The organism is Sphingomonas sp. BLCC-B65, from assembly GCF_028550675.1.
Classification (GTDB): Bacteria; Actinomycetota; Actinomycetes; order Actinomycetales; family Microbacteriaceae; genus Microbacterium.
This window is the reverse complement of record NZ_JAQQGL010000001.1, coordinates 2,043,468-2,067,139: the sequence shown is the minus strand read 5'-3', so window position 1 is coordinate 2,067,139 and position 23,672 is coordinate 2,043,468. Positions and strand designations below refer to the sequence as shown.

21 protein-coding genes and 1 tRNA gene are annotated in these 23,672 nt (G+C 68.8%); 12 read left to right on the top strand and 10 right to left on the bottom strand.

Annotated features, from left to right (window positions below):
* The first annotated feature begins 249 nt into the window (after positions 1–249).
* Entirely contained in the window at positions 250–1,641 is a 1,392-nt protein-coding gene (locus PP359_RS09795; protein ID WP_294943957.1) for an MFS transporter, read from the top strand.
* 97 nt (positions 1,642–1,738) lie between these two features.
* Here PP359_RS09795 and PP359_RS09790 read toward each other — a convergent pair whose 3' ends face one another.
* A complete protein-coding gene (locus PP359_RS09790; protein WP_112932029.1) occupies positions 1,739–3,562 on the bottom strand; it encodes a DEAD/DEAH box helicase in 1,824 nt (607 codons plus the stop codon).
* A 26-nt stretch (positions 3,563–3,588) separates the two neighbouring features.
* Positions 3,589–4,098, bottom strand: coding sequence for a DUF427 domain-containing protein (locus PP359_RS09785; RefSeq protein ID WP_499250461.1), 510 nt, complete (start codon positions 4,096–4,098; stop codon positions 3,589–3,591).
* Between the two features lie 36 nt (positions 4,099–4,134).
* Here PP359_RS09785 and PP359_RS09780 point away from each other — a divergent pair, with 36 nt between their 5' ends.
* Positions 4,135–4,731: an LON peptidase substrate-binding domain-containing protein gene (locus tag PP359_RS09780; RefSeq protein WP_036320217.1), complete on the top strand. Its 597-nt coding sequence runs from the start codon at positions 4,135–4,137 to the stop codon at positions 4,729–4,731.
* A 9-nt stretch (positions 4,732–4,740) separates the two neighbouring features.
* Here PP359_RS09780 and PP359_RS09775 read toward each other — a convergent pair whose 3' ends face one another.
* Positions 4,741–5,265: a MarR family winged helix-turn-helix transcriptional regulator gene (locus PP359_RS09775; protein ID WP_187289954.1), complete on the bottom strand. Its 525-nt coding sequence runs from the start codon at positions 5,263–5,265 to the stop codon at positions 4,741–4,743.
* 115 nt (positions 5,266–5,380) lie between these two features.
* On the opposite strand from PP359_RS09775, the gene PP359_RS09770 reads away from it, so the two are divergent.
* Positions 5,381–6,058, top strand: a complete 678-nt coding sequence (locus PP359_RS09770; protein WP_499250460.1) for a hypothetical protein — start codon at positions 5,381–5,383, stop codon at positions 6,056–6,058.
* Positions 6,059–6,074: 16 nt separating this feature from the next.
* On the opposite strand, the gene PP359_RS09765 is transcribed toward PP359_RS09770, so the two are convergent.
* The 3 genes from PP359_RS09765 to PP359_RS09755 all read right to left on the bottom strand — a co-directional run bounded on the left by PP359_RS09765 (position 6,075) and on the right by PP359_RS09755 (position 9,054).
* Positions 6,075–7,727, bottom strand: coding sequence for a BCCT family transporter (locus tag PP359_RS09765; RefSeq protein ID WP_499250459.1), 1,653 nt, complete (start codon positions 7,725–7,727; stop codon positions 6,075–6,077).
* Between the two features lie 90 nt (positions 7,728–7,817).
* Complete coding sequence (dcd, locus tag PP359_RS09760) at positions 7,818–8,423, bottom strand: dCTP deaminase (RefSeq protein WP_036320211.1); 606 nt, start codon at positions 8,421–8,423, stop codon at positions 7,818–7,820.
* Between the two features lie 40 nt (positions 8,424–8,463).
* Positions 8,464–9,054 (bottom strand): TetR/AcrR family transcriptional regulator, encoded by a 591-nt coding sequence (locus PP359_RS09755; protein WP_036320209.1) that lies wholly within the window; start codon positions 9,052–9,054, stop codon positions 8,464–8,466.
* 111 nt (positions 9,055–9,165) lie between these two features.
* Here PP359_RS09755 and PP359_RS09750 point away from each other — a divergent pair, with 111 nt between their 5' ends.
* From PP359_RS09750 to PP359_RS09740, 3 genes are read left to right on the top strand one after another with little or no spacing between them, the layout of a single operon-like run.
* Positions 9,166–9,813: a DUF6230 family protein gene (locus tag PP359_RS09750; protein WP_499250458.1), complete on the top strand. Its 648-nt coding sequence runs from the start codon at positions 9,166–9,168 to the stop codon at positions 9,811–9,813.
* On the top strand, positions 9,804–10,316 hold the full coding sequence (locus PP359_RS09745; RefSeq protein WP_476152734.1) for a DUF6114 domain-containing protein: 513 nt from the start codon (positions 9,804–9,806) through the stop codon (positions 10,314–10,316). The genes PP359_RS09750 and PP359_RS09745 overlap by 10 nt, the downstream gene beginning before the upstream one ends.
* Positions 10,313–11,050 (top strand): hypothetical protein, encoded by a 738-nt coding sequence (locus PP359_RS09740; protein ID WP_499250457.1) that lies wholly within the window; start codon positions 10,313–10,315, stop codon positions 11,048–11,050. The genes PP359_RS09745 and PP359_RS09740 overlap by 4 nt, the downstream gene beginning before the upstream one ends.
* A gap of 48 nt (positions 11,051–11,098) precedes the next feature.
* On the opposite strand, the gene PP359_RS09735 is transcribed toward PP359_RS09740, so the two are convergent.
* Positions 11,099–11,935 carry an alpha/beta fold hydrolase gene (locus PP359_RS09735; protein ID WP_499250456.1) on the bottom strand — a complete coding sequence of 279 codons (837 nt, stop codon included), beginning with the start codon at positions 11,933–11,935 and terminating at the stop codon, positions 11,099–11,101.
* A gap of 235 nt (positions 11,936–12,170) precedes the next feature.
* Here PP359_RS09735 and PP359_RS09730 point away from each other — a divergent pair, with 235 nt between their 5' ends.
* The gene (locus PP359_RS09730) at positions 12,171–13,355 is read left to right on the top strand and encodes a Fic family protein (RefSeq protein ID WP_499250455.1); all 1,185 of its coding nucleotides are present in this window, start codon (positions 12,171–12,173) and stop codon (positions 13,353–13,355) included.
* Positions 13,356–13,438: 83 nt separating this feature from the next.
* A tRNA-Gly gene (locus tag PP359_RS09725) sits at positions 13,439–13,512 on the top strand.
* Between the two features lie 921 nt (positions 13,513–14,433).
* On the opposite strand, the gene PP359_RS09720 is transcribed toward PP359_RS09725, so the two are convergent.
* Both PP359_RS09720 and PP359_RS09715 read right to left on the bottom strand, forming a co-directional pair.
* On the bottom strand, positions 14,434–15,624 hold the full coding sequence (locus tag PP359_RS09720) for an AAA family ATPase (protein WP_499250454.1): 1,191 nt from the start codon (positions 15,622–15,624) through the stop codon (positions 14,434–14,436).
* Between the two features lie 141 nt (positions 15,625–15,765).
* Entirely contained in the window at positions 15,766–16,563 is a 798-nt protein-coding gene (locus PP359_RS09715) for a metallophosphoesterase (protein WP_499250453.1), read from the bottom strand.
* A 5-nt stretch (positions 16,564–16,568) separates the two neighbouring features.
* Between PP359_RS09715 and PP359_RS09710 the strand changes: the two genes are divergently transcribed.
* From PP359_RS09710 to PP359_RS09695, 4 genes are all read left to right on the top strand, one after another.
* On the top strand, positions 16,569–17,054 hold the full coding sequence (locus PP359_RS09710; protein ID WP_499250452.1) for an RNA-guided endonuclease InsQ/TnpB family protein: 486 nt from the start codon (positions 16,569–16,571) through the stop codon (positions 17,052–17,054).
* Positions 17,055–17,255: 201 nt separating this feature from the next.
* A complete protein-coding gene (locus PP359_RS09705; protein ID WP_499250451.1) occupies positions 17,256–18,134 on the top strand; it encodes a hypothetical protein in 879 nt (292 codons plus the stop codon).
* A 161-nt stretch (positions 18,135–18,295) separates the two neighbouring features.
* Entirely contained in the window at positions 18,296–21,649 is a 3,354-nt protein-coding gene (locus PP359_RS09700; RefSeq protein WP_499250450.1) for a glycoside hydrolase family 9 protein, read from the top strand.
* Positions 21,650–21,760: 111 nt separating this feature from the next.
* Complete coding sequence (locus tag PP359_RS09695; RefSeq protein WP_499250449.1) at positions 21,761–22,969, top strand: low temperature requirement protein A; 1,209 nt, start codon at positions 21,761–21,763, stop codon at positions 22,967–22,969.
* Here PP359_RS09695 and PP359_RS09690 read toward each other — a convergent pair.
* On the bottom strand, positions 22,942–23,601 hold the full coding sequence (locus tag PP359_RS09690) for a hypothetical protein (protein WP_499250448.1): 660 nt from the start codon (positions 23,599–23,601) through the stop codon (positions 22,942–22,944). The two genes, PP359_RS09695 and PP359_RS09690, sit on opposite strands and share 28 nt — an antisense overlap.
* Between the last annotated feature and the right edge of the window lie 71 nt (positions 23,602–23,672).

The following is a 23,672-nucleotide window of genomic DNA, read 5'->3' as shown; positions in this document are numbered from 1 at the left end:
TCGGCTCAACTTTCGATCGCGCGCCTTGTCCCACTTGCGACATCCCTTGTCCCATTTGCGGCGCAGAGCGTCCCACTTGCTGTCCCTTCTGGCCTCCGTGGACAGCAGTAAGTGGGACACGCCCCAGCGGATGCCGCGGCTCGCCACCCCGCTCCTTAGCGCAGAACGGCGGGATGCCGCGAGTAACGTGACCTGCACGCGCGACGACGCGCCACCCGGTGTTCACCGAAGGGACATACCGTGACGAACATGTCACTGCCCGACCAGCCCGCGCCCGACTCCCTCGCCGCCACCGGAGCACGCGCGATCGCGGCCGACCGGCGCGGCGTGCGCGCATGGGCGCTGTGGGACTGGGGCTCGGCCGCGTTCAACGCGGTCGTGACCACCTTCGTGTTCAGCACCTACCTGTCGAGCAGCTACTTCATCGACCCGGCGATCGTCGCGGCCGCCGCCGGCGACGACAAGAACCCGGCGCTCGTGGCCGCCAAAGCCGACAATGCATCGCTGATCGGCATCGCCCTGATGATCGCCGGCATCCTCGTCGCGCTCCTCGCCCCGGTCCTCGGGCAGCGCTCCGACGGATCCGGTCGACGCAAGCTCTGGCTCGGGATCAACACCGGCGTCGTGGTGCTCGCGATGGCGGCCATGGTGTTCGTCGACGGCGCGCCGGGCTATCTCGTGCTCGGCGCCACGCTGCTGGCCGTCGGCAACGTGTTCTTCGAGTTCGCGAGCGTGAACTACAACGCCATGCTCGTGCAGGTCTCCACCCGTCAGACGATGGGGCGCGTCTCCGGCTTCGGCTGGGGCATGGGCTACGTCGGCGGCATCGTCCTGCTGCTCATCCTGCTCGTCGGCTTCATCGGGCTCTCCTCGAGCCCCGGCCCCCTCGGCATCACCACCGAGGGCGGGCTGCACATCCGCCTGGCCGTCCTCGCGTCAGCCGTGTGGTTCGGCGTCTTCGCGATCCCAGTGCTCGTGCGGGTGCCGGAGATCCCGGCATCCGATCGTCGGGTGAAGGTCGGATTCTTCCGCTCCTACGTGCTGCTGTGGCAGACGCTGCGTGGCCTCTGGCACGGCAACCGCCAGGTGCTCCTGTTCCTGCTCTCCAGCGCCGTCTTCCGCGACGGCCTCGCCGGCGTCTTCACCTTCGGCGCGATCATCGCCGCGCAGGTGTTCGGCTTCACGTCGACGCAGGTGCTCTACTTCGCCGTCGCCGCCAACGTCGTCGCCGGCATCTCGACGATCTTCGCCGGCCGACTCGACGACCGCTTCGGACCGAAGAACGTGATCCTCACGTCGCTCATCGGGCTCGTCGTCGCGGGCCTGGCCGTGCTGGTCATCGGCAGCGGTCAGCTCGGCTTCTGGATCGTGGGGCTCGTGCTCTGCATGTTCGTCGGCCCGGTGCAATCGGCATCGCGATCGTTCTTGGCCCGCATCACTCCGGAAGGGCGCGAGGGCGAGATCTTCGGCCTCTACGCCACCACCGGACGCGCGGTGTCGTTCCTGGCACCCGGCCTGTTCGCACTCTTCGTCAGTCTCAGCGGCGACACGCGCCTCGGCATCCTGGGCATCGTTCTCATCCTGCTCGCGGGACTGCTGCTCATGCTGCCCGTCAAGACCGCTCAGGTCGAGATCCGCTGAGCTGACTCAGACTTCTCGACGCGGGCGGAGTCCCACCGGTCGTTGAGCGAGCGCAGCGAGTCGAAACGCAGAACCCGGCCCGGATGCCGAGCCGCGCTCAATCGCGGCGCGGGCGCCGATCGCCGCGGTCGTCACGGTCGCGGTCCGGACGCTTGGCGGAGCGCTGGAAGCGGTCGGGCTTGATCTCGATCAGGCGACCGCTGATGCGGGTGCCCTCCAGCCGCTGGAGCGTCTCGCGGGGAAGGTCGGCGGGCAGTTCGACCAGCGAGAAGTCGGGACGGATCTGGATCGCGCCGAAGTCCTCACGGCGAAGACCGCCTTCATTGGCGAGCGCTCCCACGATCTGACGCGGCTCGACCTTGTGCCGACGACCGACCTCGATGCGGTAGGTCGCGGTCGGGCCTCCCGAGCGACGGCGATCGTCGCGGCGGGGCCGGTCGTCGCGGTCGCGGTCGCTGCGGTCGCGTCCGCGATCGTCGCGCTCGAACCGTTCGCGGCGCGCCGGAGCGGGCGGGTCCTCGTCCAGCAGCAGCGGGGTCTCCCCCTGTGCGACGACGGCGAGCGCCGCCGCGACATCCGCCTCCGGCACGTCGTGGTGGGTGACGTAGTGGTTGATGATGTCGCGGAAGCGGTCGATACGCTCGGTCTCGGCGAGCGCCGCCGTGATGGCGTCGTCGAAGCGGGTCAGACGCGTCGCGTTGACGTCGTCGGCACTGGGCAGCGCCATCTCGGTGAGGGGCTGACGCGTCGCCTTCTCGATCGACGCCAGCATGCGGCGCTCGCGCGGCGTCACGAAGCTGATCGCGTCGCCCGAGCGGCCCGCGCGGCCGGTGCGGCCGATGCGGTGCACGTACGACTCGGTGTCGATGGGCAGATCGAAGTTGACGACGTGGCTGATGCGCTCGACGTCGAGGCCACGCGCGGCGACATCGGTCGCGACCAGGATGTCGAGCTTGCCGTCCTTGAGCTGATTGACCGTCCGCTCGCGTTGCGCCTGCGCGACGTCGCCGTTGATGGCGGCCGCCGCGTACCCGCGGGCGCGCAGCTTCTCGGCGAGGGTCTCGGTCTCGTTCTTGGTGCGGGTGAAGACGATCATGCCCTCGAAGTTCTCGACCTCGAGGATGCGGGTGAGCGCGTCGACCTTCTGCGGATACGACACGATCAGGTAGCGCTGCGTGATGTTCGTCGCGGTCGAGGTCTTCGCCTTGACGTTGATCTCCTCGGCATCCTTCAGATACGTGCCGGCGAGGCGGCGGATCTGCGCAGGCATGGTCGCGGAGAAGAGTGCGACCTGCTTGCCGGCGGGGGTGTCGGCGAGGATCGTCTCGACATCCTCGGCGAAGCCCATCTTCAGCATCTCGTCGGCCTCGTCGAGCACGAGGAAGCGCAGTTCGGAGAGGTCGAGCGTGCCCTTGTCGAGGTGGTCCATGATGCGACCGGGCGTACCGACGACGATGTGCACGCCGCGGCGGAGCGCCGACAGCTGCTGCCCGTAGCCCTGGCCGCCGTAGACCGGCAGCACGTGCACGCCGCGGAGGTGGCCCGCGTAGGACTCGAAGGCTTCGCACACCTGCAGCGCGAGCTCGCGCGTGGGGGCGAGCACGAGCGCCTGCGGCGTCTTCTGGGCGAGGTCGAGCTGCGAGAGGATCGGCAGCGCGAAGGCCGCCGTCTTGCCCGTGCCGGTCTGCGCGGTGCCCAGCACGTCGCGGCCGGCGAGCAGCGGCGGGATCGTCGCCGCCTGGATCGCCGACGGCGTCTCGTAGCCGACATCCTTCAGCGCCTTCAGCACGGCGGCGTCGAGGCCGAGATCGGCGAAGCCGGGGGTCGACGGGATGTCGGTGGATGCCGCAGAGTCGGCGTCGGTCTGGGTGTCGGGCGCGGGCGCGGCCTCGAGGGGATCGGTCAAGCTGTCAGAGGCCATACACCCACGGTAGCCGTCCGGCGCCGTCACCACCCCATCGAACCCGGGATGCCCTTGTACGGGCCGAGCACGTTCGCCGTGATCCAGCCGCCGTAGAAGCCACCCGGCTGCGGCGTGACGGCTTCCCCATCGACCGTGCACGCGTCCATCGCAGCGGCGTAGACCGCCACCCGGTCGCTCAGCGCCGCGTACCCCGGCGCGGGATGCGGATAGTTCCACGCGGCCTGTGCCCGCGTGATGCCGCCGCCGACCACGTCGAGATAGCGCGCGGCGCCCTTGAACTCGCAGAACGACGACCCCTCGGCATCCACGAGGGAGCCCGGCGCGAAGTCGGCGATCGGAAGGTAGTAGACGGGCGGGTGGCTCGTCTCGAGCACGCGCACGGCATCGTGGGTGTCGGCGATGAGCTGGCCGCCGAGACGGATGGTCACACGCACGGGCACCGGCTCGACGCGCGGCGGGCGCGGATAGTCCCAGACCGACTCCTGTCCGGGGCCGGGAACGTCGGGGCGGATCGATGCGGGAAGGCGAGGCACGCGCCCACTGTACGTCCGTCGGTGTTGACTGGGCGCATGACCGTCATGCCGATGTTCCCTCTCGGATCGGTGCTCTTTCCCCACACACCCCTGCCGCTGCGCGTCTTCGAGCCGCGCTACCTGCGCCTGATGGGCGAACTGCTCGACAGCGATGATCCGCAGTTCGGGGTCGTCCTCATCGACCGCGGGCACGAGACCGGCGGCGGCGACCAGCGCTCCGGCATCGGCACACTGGCCCGCCTGGTCGATGTCGCCGCCGGCGCCGATGCCCTCCAGGTGGTCGCCATCGGCACCGACCGCTTCACCGTCGACCGCTGGCTCGACGACGACCCGTACCCCCGGGCGGAGGTCTCGCTGCAGGAGCCGCTGGCCTGGAACGACGCACTGACGCCGCTGCGCACCGAGGCCGAGGCCATCGTGCGCCGCGTGCTCGGCCGCTTTCCCGATGCCCCCTGGGGCGCGCACATCGAGCTGTCGTCCGATCCCGTCGCCGCCGCCTGGCAGGTCGCCGCGATCGCGCCCCTGGTGGAGTACGACCAGCAGCGCCTGCTGCGGGCAACGACCATGGGAGGTCTGCTTCAGCAGATCATCGATCTGACGCTCGAGGTCGACGAGATCTGGCCCGAGGGGTGAGTCCCCGCCTCAGTCGCGTGGCCAGGCCGCAGCGAGCTTCGTGAGCAGGCGGGCCAGCTCCGCACGCTCGTCCGCGCTGAAATCGCTCAACGCCGCGGTCAGATGCTCGCGGCGCCGGCCCCGGAACCCGCGCGCGAACTGCTCTCCCACGGGCGTGAGAGCGATCCGGGTGCGACGGGCGTCGTCGGGGTCGGCTTCGCGCTGCACGAGGCCCATCTCGACGCTCTGCTGCACCAGCCGCGACGCCCGGGGTTGATCGACACCGATCGCCTCGCCCAGTTCGCTCACGCTCAGGGGGTGGGATGCCGCGTGCAGCGCCTCGATCAGACGCAGGCGCGCGGGGCCGCCGCCCATCCGCATCGCGGGGCCGCCCTCCGGCGGAGCGGGCCAGTGCCCGCGGGGGCCGAACCCGTGCGGAGCGCCGCGATGGGCTCCAGCGCCACCGGGCCGGGGTCCCCGCCCGCGCAGCCGGCCGAGGGCCGCATCGATCGCGTCGAGGTCCGTGGCGGAGGAGGGGGAGTCGGCATCCGTCATTCCTCAAATTTACATGTCGCTTGACATGTTCTCAGACTGCATGTCACACTACATGCACATGCACTTTGACATGCAAATGAGATCGCCCGGCGATCACCCGATGAAAGGACCTCCCATGGAGACCCCCACCGACACCCCTGACAGCACCCCCACCACCCCCGACCCCCGCGACTTCGTCCGCAGCGTCCGCGCGGTCGATCGCGCCCTCTGGCACGATCGCGCCCGAGCCCTCGCCGCCGACGGCATCCGTCCGCGCGAGGCGCGCCTTCTGCGTGCCTTCGCCTCCGAACAGGCGGCGGAACTGCTCACGCGCCTTCGCCAGCACCCCCATGGCGGCAAGGGCCTGCGTCGACTCGCCGAACGCGGCTGGATCGCCGAGACCGACGGCACCTGGTCGCTCACCGATGCGGGGCGCGACGCCGCGGACGGGCTGCGCCGGCACGCCGAGCAGTTCGACGCACGCCTGCACGAGGCCGCGTCCGCGGAGGAGCTGGCCGCCGCCGGCGCCACCCTCGACGCCGTCGCCCGCGCGCTCGGCGCGCCGGACGACCTCGATGACGGCGACCACCCGCGCCACCGTCGTGGATTCGGCCCCCGCGGGCACCGCTTCGGCCCCCACCAGCACGGCTTCGTACCCGGCGGACCGGGATTCGGACGCGGCATCCACCACCACGCCGGACCCGACGGCGACGGATGCCGCGAACACTCACCCCGCCAGCGCGCCGCCGAGGGCGCCTACGAGCGCGGCTTCGCCGCCGGATTCAGCGCAGGGCGCTCCGCTGCGAGCGCCTGACCGCCTGCCCGCGCGGTCAGCGGGGCGGGCGGCGCCACCATCCCGGCATCCGTACGCCCTGCTCGTTGCCGTGTTCGACGTCGAGCCCGTAGTGCTCACCGACGTAGTCGACGAGCTGAGCACGCTGCGCACGGTCGTAGACCCGTCGCTCGCGCCGGAAGGCGATCACCGTCGACCAGCAGATGAGAAGCATCACGACGCTGAACGGCAGGGCGATCGTGACCGCCGCGGTCTGCAGCGCCGACAGCCCCCCGGCCAGCAGCAGGGCGACGGCCAGCACCGCCGTCGCGAGCGTGAAGAACACCCGCACCCACCGCTTCGGCTCGACGTCGCCGCCGGTGGCCAGCATCCCCATCACGAGCGCCCCCGAGTCGGCGGAGGTGACGAAGAAGATGCCGATCAGGACGATCGCACCGATCGTCAACACCGGACCGGCCGGCAGGTGGGTGAACAACTGGAAGAGTGCACCCTGCAGATCGACCGTTCCATCGGCACCGAGCATCGAGCCGGGCACCGTGAGCTCCTGATACAGCGCCGAGCCCCCGAGCACGGCGAACCAGAGGATGCCGACGAGCGTGGGCACGATGAGCACGCCCAAAACGAACTCACGGACCGTGCGGCCCTTGCTCACCCGGGCGATGAAGATGCCGACGAAGGGTGCCCACGAGATCCACCAGCCCCAGTAGAACGACGTCCACGACGCCTGCCATTGCTCGCCGGCTGCGCCCTGGAAGGCGCTGACCGTGAAGCTCAGGCCGACGAAGTTCTGCAGGTAGGCGCCGATCGACTGCACCCACTCCCGCAGGAGGTACTCCGTGTGGCCCGCGATCAGGATGAACACGAGCAGCGCCGCCGCCAGCAGCAGGTTGAAGGTCGACAGCCACTTCATGCCCCTGCCGACGCCCGACAGCACGGAGAACAGCACGAAGACCGTGATCACGCCGATGATCACGATCTGCATCGCGGTGTCGGGGGTACCGAGGCCGGCGCTGGACAGCCCCGCGCCGATCTGCATGACGCCCAGCCCGAGCGAGGTGGCGACCCCGAAGACGGTGCCGACGAGAGCGAGGGTGTCGATCGCGTTTCCCCATGCCCCGCGCACGCGATGGCCGAGCAGCGGCTCCAGCGCCCAGCGGATGGAGATCGGACGGCGCCGACGGTGGATCGCGTAGGCGAGGGCGACGCCGATGACGACGTAGATCGCCCACGCCTGCACGCCCCAGTGCAGGTAGGTCTGCGTCAGCGCGCTCTGCGCCAGCTGCGCGTCGGTGCCGGTGACGCCGGGACGCGGGGTGACGTAGTGGCTGAGCGGCTCGCTGACGCCGTAGAAGACGAGACCGATGCCCATCCCCGCCGCGAACAGCAGCGAGAACCAGGCCCCCAGGGAGAACTCGGGCTCGTCCTCGTCCTTGCCGAGTTTGATGTCGCCGAAGCGGCTGAAGCCCAGGACGAGCGCGAACGCGACGAAGAACGCGGCGATCAGGACGTAGTACCAGCTGAAGGTCCGGATGATCGCGCCCTGGACGGTGGCGAACGCGGCCTCCGCCGCCGCGGGGAAGAGCACCGCGAAGGCCGCGACGGCGACGATGATGACCACGGCCGGCCAGAACACCCAGCGGGCGAGGGGACGAGGAGCGAGCGGGTCGGCGGCCGGGGCGATCTCCGTCATCGCTCCAGGGTAGCCAGGCCGGCGGCGACGACCGAGACCTGGACTCCGCGCGGCCACTCTGCTAAAGCGACGGGCCCGCCCGTCGTGCGCTCAGGCCCCCCGCGACCCGGCGTCCGTCGCGCCGACATCGGTGCGGTGGAAGTTCTGGAACGACCGCGACGCGGTCGGACCCCGCTGACCGTGATAGCGGTTGAGGTACGGGCCCGTTCCGTAAGGGTTCTCTGCCGCAGAGGACAGACGGAAGAAGCACAGCTGACCGATCTTCATCCCCGGCCACAGCTTGATCGGCAGCGTCGCGACGTTCGACAGCTCGAGGGTGACGTGACCGGAGAATCCGGGGTCGATGAAGCCCGCGGTCGAGTGCGTCAGCAGTCCGAGGCGCCCGAGCGAGGACTTCCCCTCCAGGCGCGCGGCGATGTCGTCGGGCAGCGTCACCTGTTCGAACGTCGAGCCGAGGACGAACTCGCCCGGGTGCAGGATGAACGGCTCGTCGGGGCGCACCTCGATGAGGTGGGTGAGATCGGGCTGGTCCTCGGCGGGATCGATGAAGGGGTACTTGTGGTTGTCGAACAGCCGGAAGTAGCGATCCAGACGCACGTCCACGCTCGACGGCTGCACCATCGCGGCATCCCACGGGTCGAGTCCGACGCGGCCGGAGGAGATCTCGGTGCGGATGTCGCGGTCACTGAGCAGCACGCGGCCAGCCTACTGGCCGCACGGCGACAGCGCGGCGCGCTCAGCGGTCGACGGATGCCGCGATCGCCAGCGCCGAACGCGACAGGAAGGCGACGATCTCACCGGCGGGCCGGTCGGATTCGAGCCCGAGCTCGATGAGCACGTCCTCGGCGAACGCGACCCAGGCGCGTGCGGCCACCGACAGCATGGGCGAGTCGGCGTGACCCAGCTCGTGGAACACGTCGACGATGCGGTGCGCGTTCTCGTCGCGGGCCTCGTCGACGAGTTGGCGGACGACGGGGTCGCCGCTGGCGACACCTCGCACCAGCGAATAGAAGGTGCCGCGATGCGCGCGTACGAAGGCGACGATCCGCTCGATCGTGTCGTCGAGGCGGGCGCGCGGAGCCAGCTCCGCGCGCGGGGCGGATGCCGCGATCAGCGCGTCGCGGGCGGTCGTGACCACCGCGGTGTGCAGGCCCTGCCGGGTGCCGAAGTAGTGGAACACCAGTGCGCGCGAGACATCCTCGCGCTCGGCGAGTGCCTCGATGGTCAGCTCGTCCAGCGGCTGCGACGCGAGGAACGCGACGCCCGAGGCGATCAGCTGGGCACGCCGATCCTCGCGCGACAGGCGCCGCCGCTGCTCCGTGGACATGTCCTCGACCCTACCGACGAGGTGGGCGCGGTCCCACGGGCACTTTTCGTGAGAGTTCTCTCACAGTGGCCCCTCTCTTATTGACTGATTGTCAATTGAGGCGCACAGTCGATGATCGAACGCGTCGGCAGCGGAGCCGGCGCCCCGGCATCCGGAGGATCGATGAGACTCTCGAACCCGACTCGCTCCCGCGCGGGACGCATCACCCTCGCCACCATTCCCGTCGTCCTCGCCTCCACGTTCCTCCTCGGCGGCGTCGCGCAGGGCGCCGTTCCGGTCTCCTTCGCCGTCTCCGGCAGCCAGTTCCAGATCAGCGCGTCCAAGCTCGAGGGCACCGGGTTCTCGCAGTACGCGGGCGTGACGCAAGACACGGCGGGCGGCTCGCACAACGTCGCGATCGCCAACATCGCGTCGGCGCAGCTCTACGATCTCTGCCAATCGGTGATCTCCGACACCCCGCTCGGCAAGGTGGGTGTGCTCATCACGGCCGGTGGCGGCGGCAACCCCGCCACCGCGAGCGACCTGCAGATCGGCATGACCGACCTCAAGGGCGATTCATCGTTCTCCAACATCCGCATCGGCGTCGACGCCTCCACCGTGAACACCGCGGCGAAGGGCTCGGCGGGAGACTTCGCCCAGGATGCCGACAGCGTCACGATCAACAACCTCCAGCAGATCTCGTGGAGCACGCAGGCTTCGGTCTTCACGCTCACCGGAATGTCGCTGAAGCTGACGGACGGGTCGAGCGGATGCTTCTGACACGCCGGGCCGCGCGCACCGCTGAGCCCACTGCCGAGTCCGCATCCGAGCCCGAGGACCGGACAGAGCCGGCGCCCGCGGCCGATCGACCGGCGCGCGCGTGGCGGAAGGATCGGCCGCTCGTGGGCGGCATCCTGCTCATCGTCGGCGGCCTCGCGATGTTCGGCTCGAGTCAGCTCGACTTCGGGCGGCTGCACATCCACCTCGGCATCGAGGGACTGCAGGCGGTCGTGATCCCGCTGCTGCTCATCGTGCTGGGCGCCCTCGTGATCGCCACGCCGGCGCACCGCATCCTGTACGGCGTGATCGCGCTGGCGACGAGCGTGTACTCGATCGTGGGGGTGAACCTCGGCGGGTTCCTGATCGGGTTCGTGCTGTCGGCGATCGGAGGCATCCTCGCGGTGTCGTGGATGCCGAGAGCCGCGCGCACCGCGGAGTCGGAGCCGACGGCTGAGGCGGATGCCGAGGAGGCGATCGTTTCCGACGAGGCGGTCACGCGATGACCACGCGGCGCGCTCGTTCCGCGCTGCTGGCGGCCGCGCTCCTCGCGCTCGCGCCGAGCGCGGTGGGTGCCGCAGCCCTGCCCGCGGCCGCCGCCGAGACCTCCGGTGCGCGACCCACCGAGTGGTGCATTCCGATCATCATGCCCTGCCACTCGTCGCCGTCCCCGACGCCCAGTCCGTCACCGTCGGCGAGCGCGTCGGTTCCCGGCATCCCCAGCCTGCCGACCATTCCCGGTCTTCCGGAGCCCGGGCAGCCCTCGCCGTCTCCGTCGCCGTCGGAAGGCACCACCCCGCCGGCGGTGGCGCCCATCGCCGACGAGCAGGGTCCCGTCTTCACGCAGCCGTCGGCCCAGCTCGGGTCGAAGTCGCTGTCGTTCAGCGGGCTGCGCGGCATCTCGGTCGTGACCGTTCCCCTCGCGGACGGGTCGCGGACGACGGCGTTGAAGCTCGAAGCCGACCGCATCACGATCTCCGGATTCAGCCTGACCGTCCGTCACGACACCGGCCCCATCCTGACGACGACGGCCGACACGATGACCCTCGACGGGCACGTGGCCGTCTACATCAACTCGCTCAGCGCGACGCTTCCGGGCGGAAAGCTGCTCACGCTGGGCGCCGACACCCCACCGCCCGCCGAAGGCCTCGACTCCATGTTCGGCGTGACCCTCGGCCTCGTCGGATCGACAGCCGATTCGATCACCTACACGAACACGGCGCAGCACCTGTCGGAGTGACGGGGAGCGCGGCGCCCGGCGCAAAGCGGGCGGTTCGCGACCGGGTGGTCAGGACTGGATGAACGCGAGGATGTCGGGGTTGATGACGTCCGCGTGCGTGGTCAGCATGCCGTGCGGGTGACCCTCGTAGATCTTGAGGGTCGAGTTCTGCAGCAGCTCGTGCTGCAGAAGCGCCGCGGCCTTGTACGGCACGACCTGATCGTCGTCACCCTGCAGCACGAGCACCGGCACCGTGATGGCCTTCAGGTCTTCGGTCTGGTCGGTCTCGGAGAACGCCTTGATGCCGAGGTAGTGGGCCTGCGCACTACCGGTCATTCCCTGCCGCCACCAGTTGTCGATGACGGGCTGGGACGGCGTGACGCCCTCGCGGTTGAAGCCGTAGAAGGGGCCGGACGCCACCGCCTCGAAGAACTCGGCGCGGTTGGCGGCGAGCGCCTCGCGGAAGCCGTCGAAGACGGCCAGCGGGGTGCCCTCGGGGTTGCTGTCGCTCTGCAGCATGATCGGGGGCACGGCGGCGACGAGCACGGCCTTGGCGACGCGCCCCTGGGGCTCGCCGTACTTCGCGACGTAGCGCGCGACCTGGCCGCCGCCCGTGGAGTGGCCGATGTGGACGGCGTTTCGCAGGTCGAGGTGCTCGACGACGGCGCTCACGTCACTGGCGTAGTGGTCCATGTCATGACCGGTGGCGATCTGCGACGAGCGACCGTGGCCGCGACGGTCCGAGGCGATGACGCGGTAGCCCTTGTCGAGGAAGTAGAGCAGCTGCGCGTCCCAGTCATCGGAGGACAGGGGCCAGCCGTGGTGGAAGACGATGGGCTGGGCGTCGGCGCTGCCCCAGTCCTTGTAGTAGATCTCCGCGCCGTCTTCGGTGGTGACGTAGGCCATGATCGGTCCTCCGGGTCGTGTGGATGTGTGCGCTCGATCTGAGCGTGTTCACGCTAACCGCGGCATCCACTGACCCGTTCCTACATCTGTACAGACGTTCGGGGCTGCGGCGCGAGTGAGCCGAGAGACATGCACGATTGCGGCACGCTTCAATTACACGATTGTGAGTTCAATTATTTGCCGTTTTAATTGAATCGATACGTGGTGTAGTCAAGGGAACTTGAAGGAGCGCAGCATGGATCCCGCACGATTCGCGGCAAGTCCGATCGGTGACCTCCTTCCGATTTTCGGCACGGACGGCCGCGGACAGACATACGAGCACGTCGCGTTCGCCGCTCATCCACTCGCGGCGCCGCCAGAACTCGGCACAGCCACCTGGAACCGTGTCGCGCGAGCCAGCCGCGCGCTGGGGCGCCTGCAGCAGGGTTCCCTCGTTGTCATCAATCCGGGGCTCCTGCGTCAACCCACCTTCCGCCGCGAAGCTCAGAGCACCTCAGCACTCGAAGGCACCTATGCGCCCCTCGAAGACGTTCTCGCCGCAGACGTCATGAAGGACAGCAGCCGGTCGGCTGCTCTGAACGAGGTGCTCAACTATGTCACCGCCGCTGAGAACGGCTTTCACTGGGTGCAACAAGAGCGACCGCTGACCGTCGGGCTTCTCTGCGACCTTCACCGGACGCTCGTCCAGGGCACAGCCGCAGACACTGATCAAGCGGGGCGCGTGCGACGCATTCAGGTCGTCATCGGTAGCCGCGGGGGGCGGGTCACCGATGCGCGATTCATACCCATGCCCGCAGGGCCAGCTCTCGACGCCGGCCTGCAGGATCTGATGACCTGGATGCAGACAAGCCAAGACGACCTCGATCCCATCGTCGCCACCGCGATGGGCCACTACCAGTTCGAGACTCTCCACCCCTTCAACGACGGGAACGGCCGCATCGGACGACTCCTCATCGTCCTCCAACTCGTACGCCATGGCGTGCTTCCAGAGGGCCTCCTCAGCGTCTCGCCCTGGTTCGAACAACGTCGAGACCAGTACCAAGAACTGCTCGCGCACGTCAGCGCGACGGGAAGCTGGGACGAGTGGGTGAGCTTCTTCGCCGAAGGCATCGAAACGTCGGCAAACGACTCCGCTGATCGAATCCGCCGTTTGCTGGAACTGCAGATCAGCTATCACGAAAGGCTGCGCGCTGCCGGCGCGCGCGGAGCGGTCCGTGACATCGCAGACCTTCTCATCGGAAGCCCCTACGTGAACATCCCCAATCTGCGCGATACGACAGGGCTCACCTACCAAGCGGTGAGCAACGCTGTGCGCAAACTCGAGGAAGTTGGGATCCTCGAGCAGCGGAACGTTCCGGGGGTCATGGCGTTCCGCGCCCCCGATGTCGTCGCGATCATCTCTGCACCCAGCGCAGCGTAACCGCGCCTGCACCCAGCGCAGCGCGGCGATCAGTCGGCAACATTCGTGGGTATGCTGGACGGGCACGGCCGTCAGGTCGGCATGGGGCTGTAGTTCAATGGCAGAACTTCTGCTTCCCAAGCAGACAGCGCGGGTTCGATTCCCGTCAGCCCCTCCACGGGTTGTTCGCGGAAGTACGCGATTTCGTTCGCGTAGGTCCTCGAGCAGCTTTATCCCGACCAGGAGTTCTTTTCCGCACGGTCGCCCGTCGAGAAGGCCGTATTTATGCGCTTCTTCAACGGCGGTATGCGCGGTCACAGCTTGAGGACGTTGGTCTCTCGAACGGCGCCGTTCGCTCAGTACAGATCCGAGGGGGGACCGGCGATGCTTGCATCGGGCGCGCCTGCTCGCGCCTCTTCAGGAGAACGAAACTATGGGTTCCTTCTTCATGCGCGCCGTTGATATCCAGTCACCTAGAGTGCGGCGACGGTCGAGCGGAAGCGCTCGAATGACTTGCTTGTACCAGTCGGCGATGGCTTGTCGACCGCGATTCTCTCGGCAATTCGAGGCGAGTCGCTCTCGGCGTACTCGTGACCCGATCTACGAGTGAGCCTCTTGAGCTCCGTCTTCGGGGAGTTAATGCTCTCGACATCACGCGCCTTGCGTGGCATCGTCGCGCGCCATGCCTTCGGCCGAACTGCTTCTACCTGAGCTGGAAATAGAAACCACCAAGCCTCGGTGCATTGCACCGGGACAACCGGGTGGGCAACCTTGAGCGAGCTGAGAGCTACCGTCAGCGACTGATGTCTCTTCCCACCGGGGTCAGGTTCGTCACTGTCGACGTGGACCAATACGGCGCGCACTGGCTGTCCGGCGGCTTCGGTCGCCGCTACAGCGTTGCTGACGGCCCCGATCCACTTGTCAAGCGCCGGTTTACCTGGATTCCCGCTTAGGGAAACGGGCTTGGGCCGCGAAAGAACTCGTGGCAGATCGCTTCGAAAAAATTCTACGAGCCATTTGATCGAGTCCGAATCATGCAGATCCTCACCAAATGCAAGAATCACGGGCGGCCGTTTGGGCCCGCTCTGTTTCTTCGGCGTCATACGTCCGGCACCCCACCGAGGGCGCCGGCAAACCAAAGTTCCCCAGGCCCCATATCGGTCGAGTCAATAGCCGCCTGAATCTCCTCTGCTGAGCGTGCCGGAACTGAAGACGCGCTCGTGTCGGGGTCACGGTCGCAGACGATGATCTCGCTAGCCTCAAGACGATTGACCAACGACGGTGAGTGAGTGGCCGCAAGGATCTGCGTGCTGTCGCTGGCGTCGCGCATTCGCGCAATGAGCACCTCAAGGGCGTAGGGGTGCAGCCCGTGATCCACCTCCTCGATTGCCGTAAATGCGGGCGGAGAAGGCTCGTGAAGCGCAGTTAGGAGCGAGAGCAAACGCACAGTACCAAACGATGCGTCTGCCAAGTCGATCGACCGCGCGAGCCCCTTCTCACGGAGACGCACGACGACGGAAGTGGTGCTCCCGCCAATCGGCACTAGCTCAAGCTTCGCTAGTCCTGGGAGGCAACGCTGAAGGTCGTGCAGGAGATTGTCGAACGACTCTGGCGAGGCCTGTTGCAGATTCAGCAGGGCTGAGGACAGGTTGTGCGCGTCGCCCGCAAGGGGTCCTGGAGTCAGGCGCGATGGTTCGCGCGCCGCGTCCACATTTGGCTCGAGCATTCGAATGCTTGTCAAGAACTTCATGTATGCGGAAGGCCCCGGCCCGACGTCGGCGTCGTCGAGACGAGCGAGCGTTCCCAGCCCCGATGTCTGGTCGGTCCTCAGTCGCCGGAGTGCCTTCTGGTCGTCAGCTGCACCGATCGTCACTTGGGCTCCGCTAACGCGAATGCGTCGGCCGCGGCCCGGGACACGCTTGAACTCAAAGTCCTCGTCACGGCGAATGGCACCGGACTTCAGCCGATTGAGTCGCAACGTGTAGGAGTCTGGCGCCGTGGGACTCGAGTGCTCGGTAACAGAACCCTCGATGGTCAAGCGAACCGCCCCGGCTTCTTTCGATTGCCGTTGGATGCGGTCAAAGCCTCCCCACATCGTGAGCGCGCCCTGCACGTCGAACTGAGCAACCGAGGAGATGAACTGAAGGACCTTCAGTACGTTTGACTTGCCAGACCCGTTAGGCCCAACGAGCACTGTCAACGCTGATAGAGGGACGTCGACATTCGCGAACGAGCGGAAATTCTCGGCACGAATGCGTGATACCGGCAGTCCCCCGGTGCTAGTCGTCATGTCAAGCTCGCTCCAATTCGTAGTTGGAGCCAAAGTACCGGATCGAGATGCCTCAGACTCTGACTCCGTGACCCGTGAGTTGGCAGCGATCCTCGAGCCACCAACCTGTCTGGGCCTGTAGTTCCGCCGGGCTGTCTCGCGTCACCAGCCCCGCAAGCCTCGCAACGACGGGACGTCCACCGACATATCGACCAGATCGAGCAGCGTGGCGTTCCCCTCCGCCACGTCTCGGCCGAGACTTACGACCGAGCGCCCGTCGGCATTGGCTCCGGACCCCGCGACGTGCATGTGGCCGTGGAAGAGGAGCTTCGGGTTTACCGCGCTCCAGACCTTGCCTACCTGGGCGCGCGAGGCAGCCGATTCTTCGAGCGCATCATCGGGAAAGCCATTGGGGTTGCTGCACAGAAGTGCGGCAACCTCCGCAACCGGTGTGTCATCAGGGCTCTCGTGCGTGACCATCACCTCGGCCGGTCCCGCGGACGCCGCGGCTACGTGCACGTCGAGGATCCGCTCGTCCTCCCACCAGTCCTTGCCCGGCGTGCGCCACCTGCGGTCGACGGAGGCCGCTCCGCCGAGGCTCAGGATCTTCCGGCCGTGGATCTCGAGTCGCCACGGCCGCGGGAGTAGCCACACGACCTCGGATATGCGGACGGCCCGACTGGGGCGAGCATCCAGCAGCGGTGTGTACTCGTTGTAGGGCTCGTGGTTCCCGAGCGTTACGAGGATCCGCTCAATACCGCTGCGGCGGCTCCAATAGTCGACCGCGCGCGGGTCCATCCACCAACCGCCTGCGTGGAGGATCGTAGTGATGCTGCGGTCGTAGCGGTGCAAGGCCGGCAGGAGGGTCTGCAACCAGCCAACGTTCCCATGGAAGTCGCCGCGTACCCAGACACGTGGGTCGGAGAGCGTCATCGTCTCGACCGACTCGAACACCTTCATCGGAAGTGGCGCGCATCCACGCGCGCACCGCCAACCTGCGACGCAACCACGCCCGCCAACTCATCTCCAGACTGATCCGTGAGAACCAAACGATCAGCCTCGAGACGTTGAGCGTCAGCGCCATGGTCCGGGGCAGGTACGGCAAGTCCATCACCGACGCCGGTTGGAGTCAGTTCGTCACCGAACTCAAAGCCAAAGCCGCAACCCACGGTCGTACTATCGTCCGAGCCGGCAGGTTCTTCCCGTCGACTCGACTGTGCGTCATCTGCAACACCAAGTCCGGTCCGAGCAGCACCGACGTGCGCCTGTCGACCTGCCCCTGCGGCACCCACCTCGACCGCGACTACAACGCCGCGACGAACCTGATGGTTCTCGCCCTCGCCCCAGGAAAGGTGGAGAGGCTAAACGCCTGCGGACGGGACATCAGACTCCGGCTCGCCGGAGCAGTCTCGAACGAAGCAGGAACCCGCCGAAACGAGCTCACGTCGTGAACGGGCCCGTAAACGGAACGCCCGCAACCGCGGGCGTGGATAGTGTTCGTCACGCCTCAGAGGATCCGAGAGGATCTTCGCGAGGATGCGAGAGGATCGGCTCGTTTCCGGGCCTTGAAAGACCGCGGAATTGCGCGGCTTCTCGCACTAAAGCGAACACCCCACCACTCGCTCCCCGACCGCCCTCTTAGGCTGGACGTCATGAGCCTCATCGATCCGAAAGCCGCGGCCGCCGAACGGGATCGAAAGCTCGTCGGCTCGCCGCGGGCGCTGACGGCCACCCTGCTCTGGGGGCTCGCGGGGTTTGCCGCCGCGGCGATCGTCGGCTTCGGCATCGGCGGCCTCTTCGATCAGGTGCGCGTCGTGTCGATCAACAGCGTCTTCAGCACCTGGGACGGCGGCATCCCCGTCGCCGTCCGATCGACGGCGTTGCCGGTGGGCATCATCGCCAGCATCATCACGATGGGCGCCTACTCGGCGTGGAACCACCGTTACACGGGCCGGCGCACGTACTACGCCATCCTCGGCCCGGCCTCGATCGTCCTTCTCGGCCCCGCGACCGGCGTGCTCCTCTCGCTGCCGATGTGGGCGGCGCCGGATGCCGTGGGCGTCGCCGTCGACCCCGTCTTCCACGAGGACGAGGTCTGGGGCATCGGCGCGTGGATCATGTACGCGGGTATCTGGTGGCTACCGGGCATCTTCATCGCCCTGGGACTCACCAGCATCATCGGCCGCCTGCGCGCGCAGCGCTTCCGCCGGCGCAACGCCGACCTGGCCGCCGAACTCCTCACGACCGGCCGGCTCGTCGACGCCGAGGTGACCTCGTCGCCGCAGCTGTCGGCGGAGGCCCTGGCCGCCTCGCGCGCCGCGGTCTCGCTGACGTTCGCGTTCGATGACGGCCAGGGCGCACGCCGCTGGGTCACGTGCCTGGCCCTCCTGCCGCCGCGCGAGGTGCCCGCCGAGGGCGCGTCGCGTCCGCTTGTGTTCGACCCCCGCACGCCGTCGGACGTGAAGCGGATCTTCGTCTCGCCGACGGGCGATCTCGAGCCCCCGGCGTTCGTCGCCGTGCGCGCCGCGTAACGCCGCCGATCGTCCGCACCGAGGTCGCGGCATCCCCTGATGCGCGCGCATGGATTCTGCTATGTTTCGTGGGAGCGCTCCCTGAGAGCGCTCCCAGCGCCGCGACGACCGCGGCGCCGACACAGAGCGAAGGAGCCTGTATGCCTGCGAGAAGAGCACACGTGCGACGTCTGACGGCCGCCCTCGCGGTCGGAGCCCTGATCGGCGCAGCCGCTGTCGCTCTCCCGTCTGCCGCGACGGCGGCATCGGCGGCGAGCACCGACGACCTCATCCTCAACGGCACCTTCGCCACCACGACCGACCCCTGGTGGGCGAGCGCCGGCTCCCTCACCGCCGAGGACGGCACCCTGCGCGCCGACTTCCCCGCCTCCACGAACCCGTGGGACGTGATCGTGGGACAGGGCGGCGTCGCGCTCGTGGCCGGCACCGAGTACGCGTTCGCGGCCAAGGTCCGCGCCGACCGCGCCGGCCTCACGCTGCGCACGCAGGTTGCGCCCACCACGCCGAACGCGACCTACAGCACGTACGCCACGGCCGAGACGCCGCTGACCACCGCCTGGCAGGACGTGACCGCGACCTTCACCGCCGAGGACTTCGGGCAGGGCACGACCTCCGACGTGCAGTTCCGCCTCGGCGGCAACGCCGCCGGCACGTTCTGGCTCGACGACGTCTCGATCATCGCGACGGGCACCGGCGGCGGAGACGGCGGCGGCACCGGCCCCACCGAGCCGACCGAGCCGACCGAACCCACCGTCGGCACCGACCAGCTGCTCCCGAACCCCACCTTCGCGGACGGCACGAGCCCCTGGTGGACGGCCGGAGCGGTCACCCTCTCCAACCCCGACCAGCAGATGTGCGCCACCATCGGCGCCGACACCACCAACGTCTGGGACCTGCTGCTCGGCCACAACGACATCCCGATGCCCGGCGACACCGCCTTCCGGCTGAGCTTCACGGCATCCGCCGTCGCCCCCGGCGGATCGCCCGCCACGCTGAACGCCTCGACGCAGGTCGGCACGTACTCCGGCCCCGACCAGGTGTCGTGGCTGCAGAAGTCGTTCGAGCTCACCTCCACCCCCACGCCGCAGTCGTTCACCTTCACGACCACCGCGGCCGACACCTTCCACCTCGGGCAGATCCAGTTCCGCATCGGCGGGATGCCGAGCGGCACCGTGGTCTGCGTCGACGACGTCACCCTCACCGGAACGAAGTACACCTATCGCGCCGACACCGGCCCGGCCGTCAAGGTGAACCAGGTCGGCTACCTCACTCGCGGTCCCAAGCGCGCGACGGTCGTCACCGACGCCACCACGCCGTTGGAGTGGTCGCTGCAGGCGCCGGGCGGCGCGATCGTGGCCACCGGCACGACCGCCCCTGCCGGCCTCGATCCGAGCGCGGGCACGAACGTGCACACCGTCGACTTCAGCGGCGTGCAGGTTCCCGGCACGGGGTACACCCTCCACGTCGGCGATCAGCAGAGCTTCCCGTTCGCCATCTCCGACGACGTGTTCCAGTCGCTGCGCGCAGACTCGCTGCGCTTCTTCTACACGAACCGGTCCGGCATCGCGATCGACGGCGCCATCGCCGGAGCCGAGTACGCGCGTCCGGCCGGCCACCTCGGCGTCGGGCCCAACCAGGGCGACACCGATGTGGCCTGCCTCGAGCCGCAGACCTGGTCGGACGGCTGGACGTGCACCGACCGCCACGACGTGAGCGGCGGCTGGTACGACGCGGGCGACCACGGCAAGTACGTCGTCAACGGCGGCATCGCCGTCGCGCAGCTGCTGTCGGCGTGGGAGCGCGCCAAGGCCGCCGGCACCACGGCATCCCTCGCCGACGGCACTCTCGCGGTGCCCGAACACGGCAACGGCGTGCCCGACATCCTCGACGAGGCCCGGTGGGAGCTCGAGTGGATGCTGAAGATGCAGGTACCGGCCGGCGACCCGCTCGCGGGTATGGCGTGGCACAAGGTGACCGACCGCAACTGGACCGGACTGCCGCTGCTGCCCGACCAGGACCCGCAGGAGCGCCTGCTGCACCGCCCGTCGACCGCGGCGACGCTCAACCTCGCCGCGGTCGCGGCACAGGGCTCGCGCCTGTTCGCCGAATTCGACCCCGCGTTCGCGGCGCGGTTGCTCACCGCGGCCGAGACGGCGTACGAGGCGGCTCGCACCAACCCGGTGCTGCTCGCGCCGGCGGAAGACGGCACCGGCGGCGGCACGTACGACGACGACGACGTGACCGACGAGTTCTACTGGGCGGCCGCCGAGCTGTACCTCACGACGGGCGCGGGCGACTACCGCACCGACGTCGAGACGAACCCCCTGCACCTCGCGATGAACACCGATGCCGACATCTTCACCGCCGGCGGGTTCTTCTGGGGCGATGTCGCGGCGCTCGCACGCATGCAGCTCGCACGCTTCGGGGCCGACCTGCCGGACATTGCGCAGATCCGCCAGTCGGTGGTGGATGCCGCCGACGCGCTCATCGCGGATCAGAAGGCGCAGCCGTTCGGTCAGCCCTACGCGCCGAAGGAGGGCCTCTACGACTGGGGATCCAACTCGGCCGTGCTCAACAACCAGGTCGTCATCGCGACGGCGTTCGACCTCACGCACCGGCCGCGCTACGCGGACGCCGTCATCGAAGGCTACGACTACCTGTTCGGGCGCAATGTGCTCGCACAGTCGTACGTCACCGGCTACGGCACGAAGTACTCGCAGAACCAGCACAGCCGGTGGTACGCCCACGCGCTCGATCCGTCGCTGCCGCACCCGCCGAAGGGCACGGTGGCGGGTGGACCGAACTCCTCCATCCAGGACCCGGTGGCGGGCGCCTGGCTGCAGGGGTGCGCGGCGCAGGCCTGCTACGTCGACGACATCGGAGCGTGGTCGGTCAACGAGATCACCGTCAACTGGAACTCGGCACTCGCCTGGGTCGCCTCCTTCGTCGGCGATCTCGGTGACGGCTACGTCGCCGTGACCCCGATCGCACGCCCCGACACGGCCAGCGGCCCCGCGGGCGCACCGATCAGCATCGCACCGCTGGCGAACGACGAACCGGGCGATCCCGACGTCCCGTTCGACCCCGCCACCCTCACCCTCGCCGAGTCGGAGGAGTTCGAGACGTTCGCCCGCGCGAGCGTCACCGCGGCGGATGCCGGGATCGTCCGCCGTGTCACCGTGACCGGCGGCCGGTACGACCTCGTCGGCGACCGGATCGTCTTCACCCCCGACACCGGCTACACGGGAAGCCCGGCTCCCGTGACCTATCGGGTGGCCGACACCCGTGGCACGGTCGTCTCCTCGACGTTCGCCCCCACCGTGACGGCGGTCGTGGACGGCGGGACCGATCCGGGCGCCGGGACGGGCACGGCAGGAACGGCCACGGGAACGACCGGGACGTCGGCGGCATTGGCGAGCACCGGGGGCGACGCCCGCCCCTGGACCGCCCTGGCGGGCATCGCCGTGCTGCTCATCGCCGCGGGCGCGGTGCTCCTGCGGCGCCGCCGCGCCTGAGCCACCGCGACCCGGTGGGGTCGGGGACACGCTCCCCGGCCCCACCGACGTCGACGCGCCTGGTATCTTTCCCCGTGCCGCGCACCGCACGGGGGCGGCGATCGGGGGATTATGACGCACGACGCCGCTCCGCACCGCACACGCTGGGGCCTGCGACGGATGACAGCGCGCGACGCGGGCGAGCAACACCGCGCCGCCAGCCCGCTCGAGCTCTTCTTCGACCTGGTGTTCGTGGTCGCCGTGTCTCTGTCGTCCCAACAGTTGCACCACATGGAATCGCACGGCCACCTCGGCGCGGGCGTGGGCAGCTACCTCATGCTCTTCTTCGCCATCTGGTGGGCGTGGATGAACTTCACCTGGTTCGGCACCTCGTTCGCGGTGGACGACTGGGCCTACCGCGTGACAACCATCGTGCAGATGGCGGGAGTGCTCGTCCTGGCCAGCGGCAGCGCCGCCGCGATGGAACATCAGGACTTCACGATCGTCACTCTCGGCTACGTCATCATGCGGTTGGCGATGGTGGGGCAATGGCTGCGCGCGGCGGCATCCGTGCCCGAGTTCCGTCGCGTCTGCCTGCGCTACGCCGCCGGCATCACCGTCGTGCAGGTCGCGTGGGTGCTGCGGCTGCTGCTCCCGCCGACAGCGGGCCTCGTCGCGTTCTTCGCGCTGGTGGCGGCCGAGGTGCTCGTGCCGGTCTGGGCCGAGCATCGCGAACACGCGCCGTGGAACGCCCACCACATCACCGAGCGCTACAGCCTGTTCACCCTCATCCTCCTCGGCGAGTCGATCCTGGCCTCGGCGGGAGCCATCATCGCCGCGATCCAGGAGCAGGAGCACCTGACCGAGCTGATCGTCGTGTCGGCAGCGGGCCTCGTCATCGCCGCCGGCATGTGGTGGGTGTACTTCTCCCGCGAGCACACCGGACACATCCGCACCCTCGGCTCCTCGATCCGCTACGGCTACTTCCACTACGCGATCTTCGCCGCCGCCGGCGCCTTCTCGGCCGGCATCGAGATCGCCGTCGACGACATCGGTCACGAAGCGCACCTGTCGAGCATCGCCGCCCATGCGACCCTGACGGTTCCCGTGGTGCTCTTCGTTCTCGGCATCTGGGCACTGAACCTGCGCAGCCAGCTGACCGCGACCGGAAACACGATCCTGCTGCTCGGCGTGGCGGCGATCGGCGGGGCGACCTTCCTGCCGTCATCGCTCGGCATGCTGCTGGTCGCCGCAGCCGGAACCGTGGCCGCGGTCGTCGCGGTCGAGACAGGACGACCCCAGGGGCAGGCCCGTCAGAGGCAGGTGTCGACGACGGCCTGATCGTCGAGCACGGCGACGATCCGCTCGGCCAGCGGCCAGTACGGGGCGTAGTGCGTCGGATCGCGATTGATCTGCACCCGATGGGCGACCTCCGTGGGCGCCGTCGCCGACCGCTCGGGCTCGGGCACCTTCTCGACCATGGCGCGGTAGAACAGGCTCGCCGCCGTGTAGGGGTCGAGCCGCTGCTCCCGCGTTCCCCAGCCGTCCTGCTGCTGGAAGAGACCGATCGAGGTCGTGCGTGAGCCGTCGGGGTTGGTCACCCCGCTCGTCTCCCAATCGCCGTAGTCGATGTTCTGCAGACTGGACTCCCCCAGCGCCGTCATCACTGCGATCGTCTGGTCGCGCGCAGGCAACCCCGCGTCGCGTCCGGCCGCCACGATGCTGCGCGCGTTGTCCAGCTGCTGCCGTCCGAATCCCTCCGCCTCCGCGCAGACCGCGGCATGACGGACGGCCTGACCGATCGCCACCCCCGCGACGCCGAGACCGGTGGCGAGCACCGCCACGACCGCCCATGCGAGTGCCCGGCGACGTCGCAGCTGACGTCGCCGCCGGGCGCTGAGGGCTGGACGGCGACGAACGGGCCGACGCCTCGTCGAGCCGCCGCGGCCGGATGTCGAGGAGCGCGAGGTCACCGCGGCATCCTGTCACGCGCGACTATCCGTCACCCGAACGTCGGCTGATCACCGCCCGCAGGGCTTCCGGC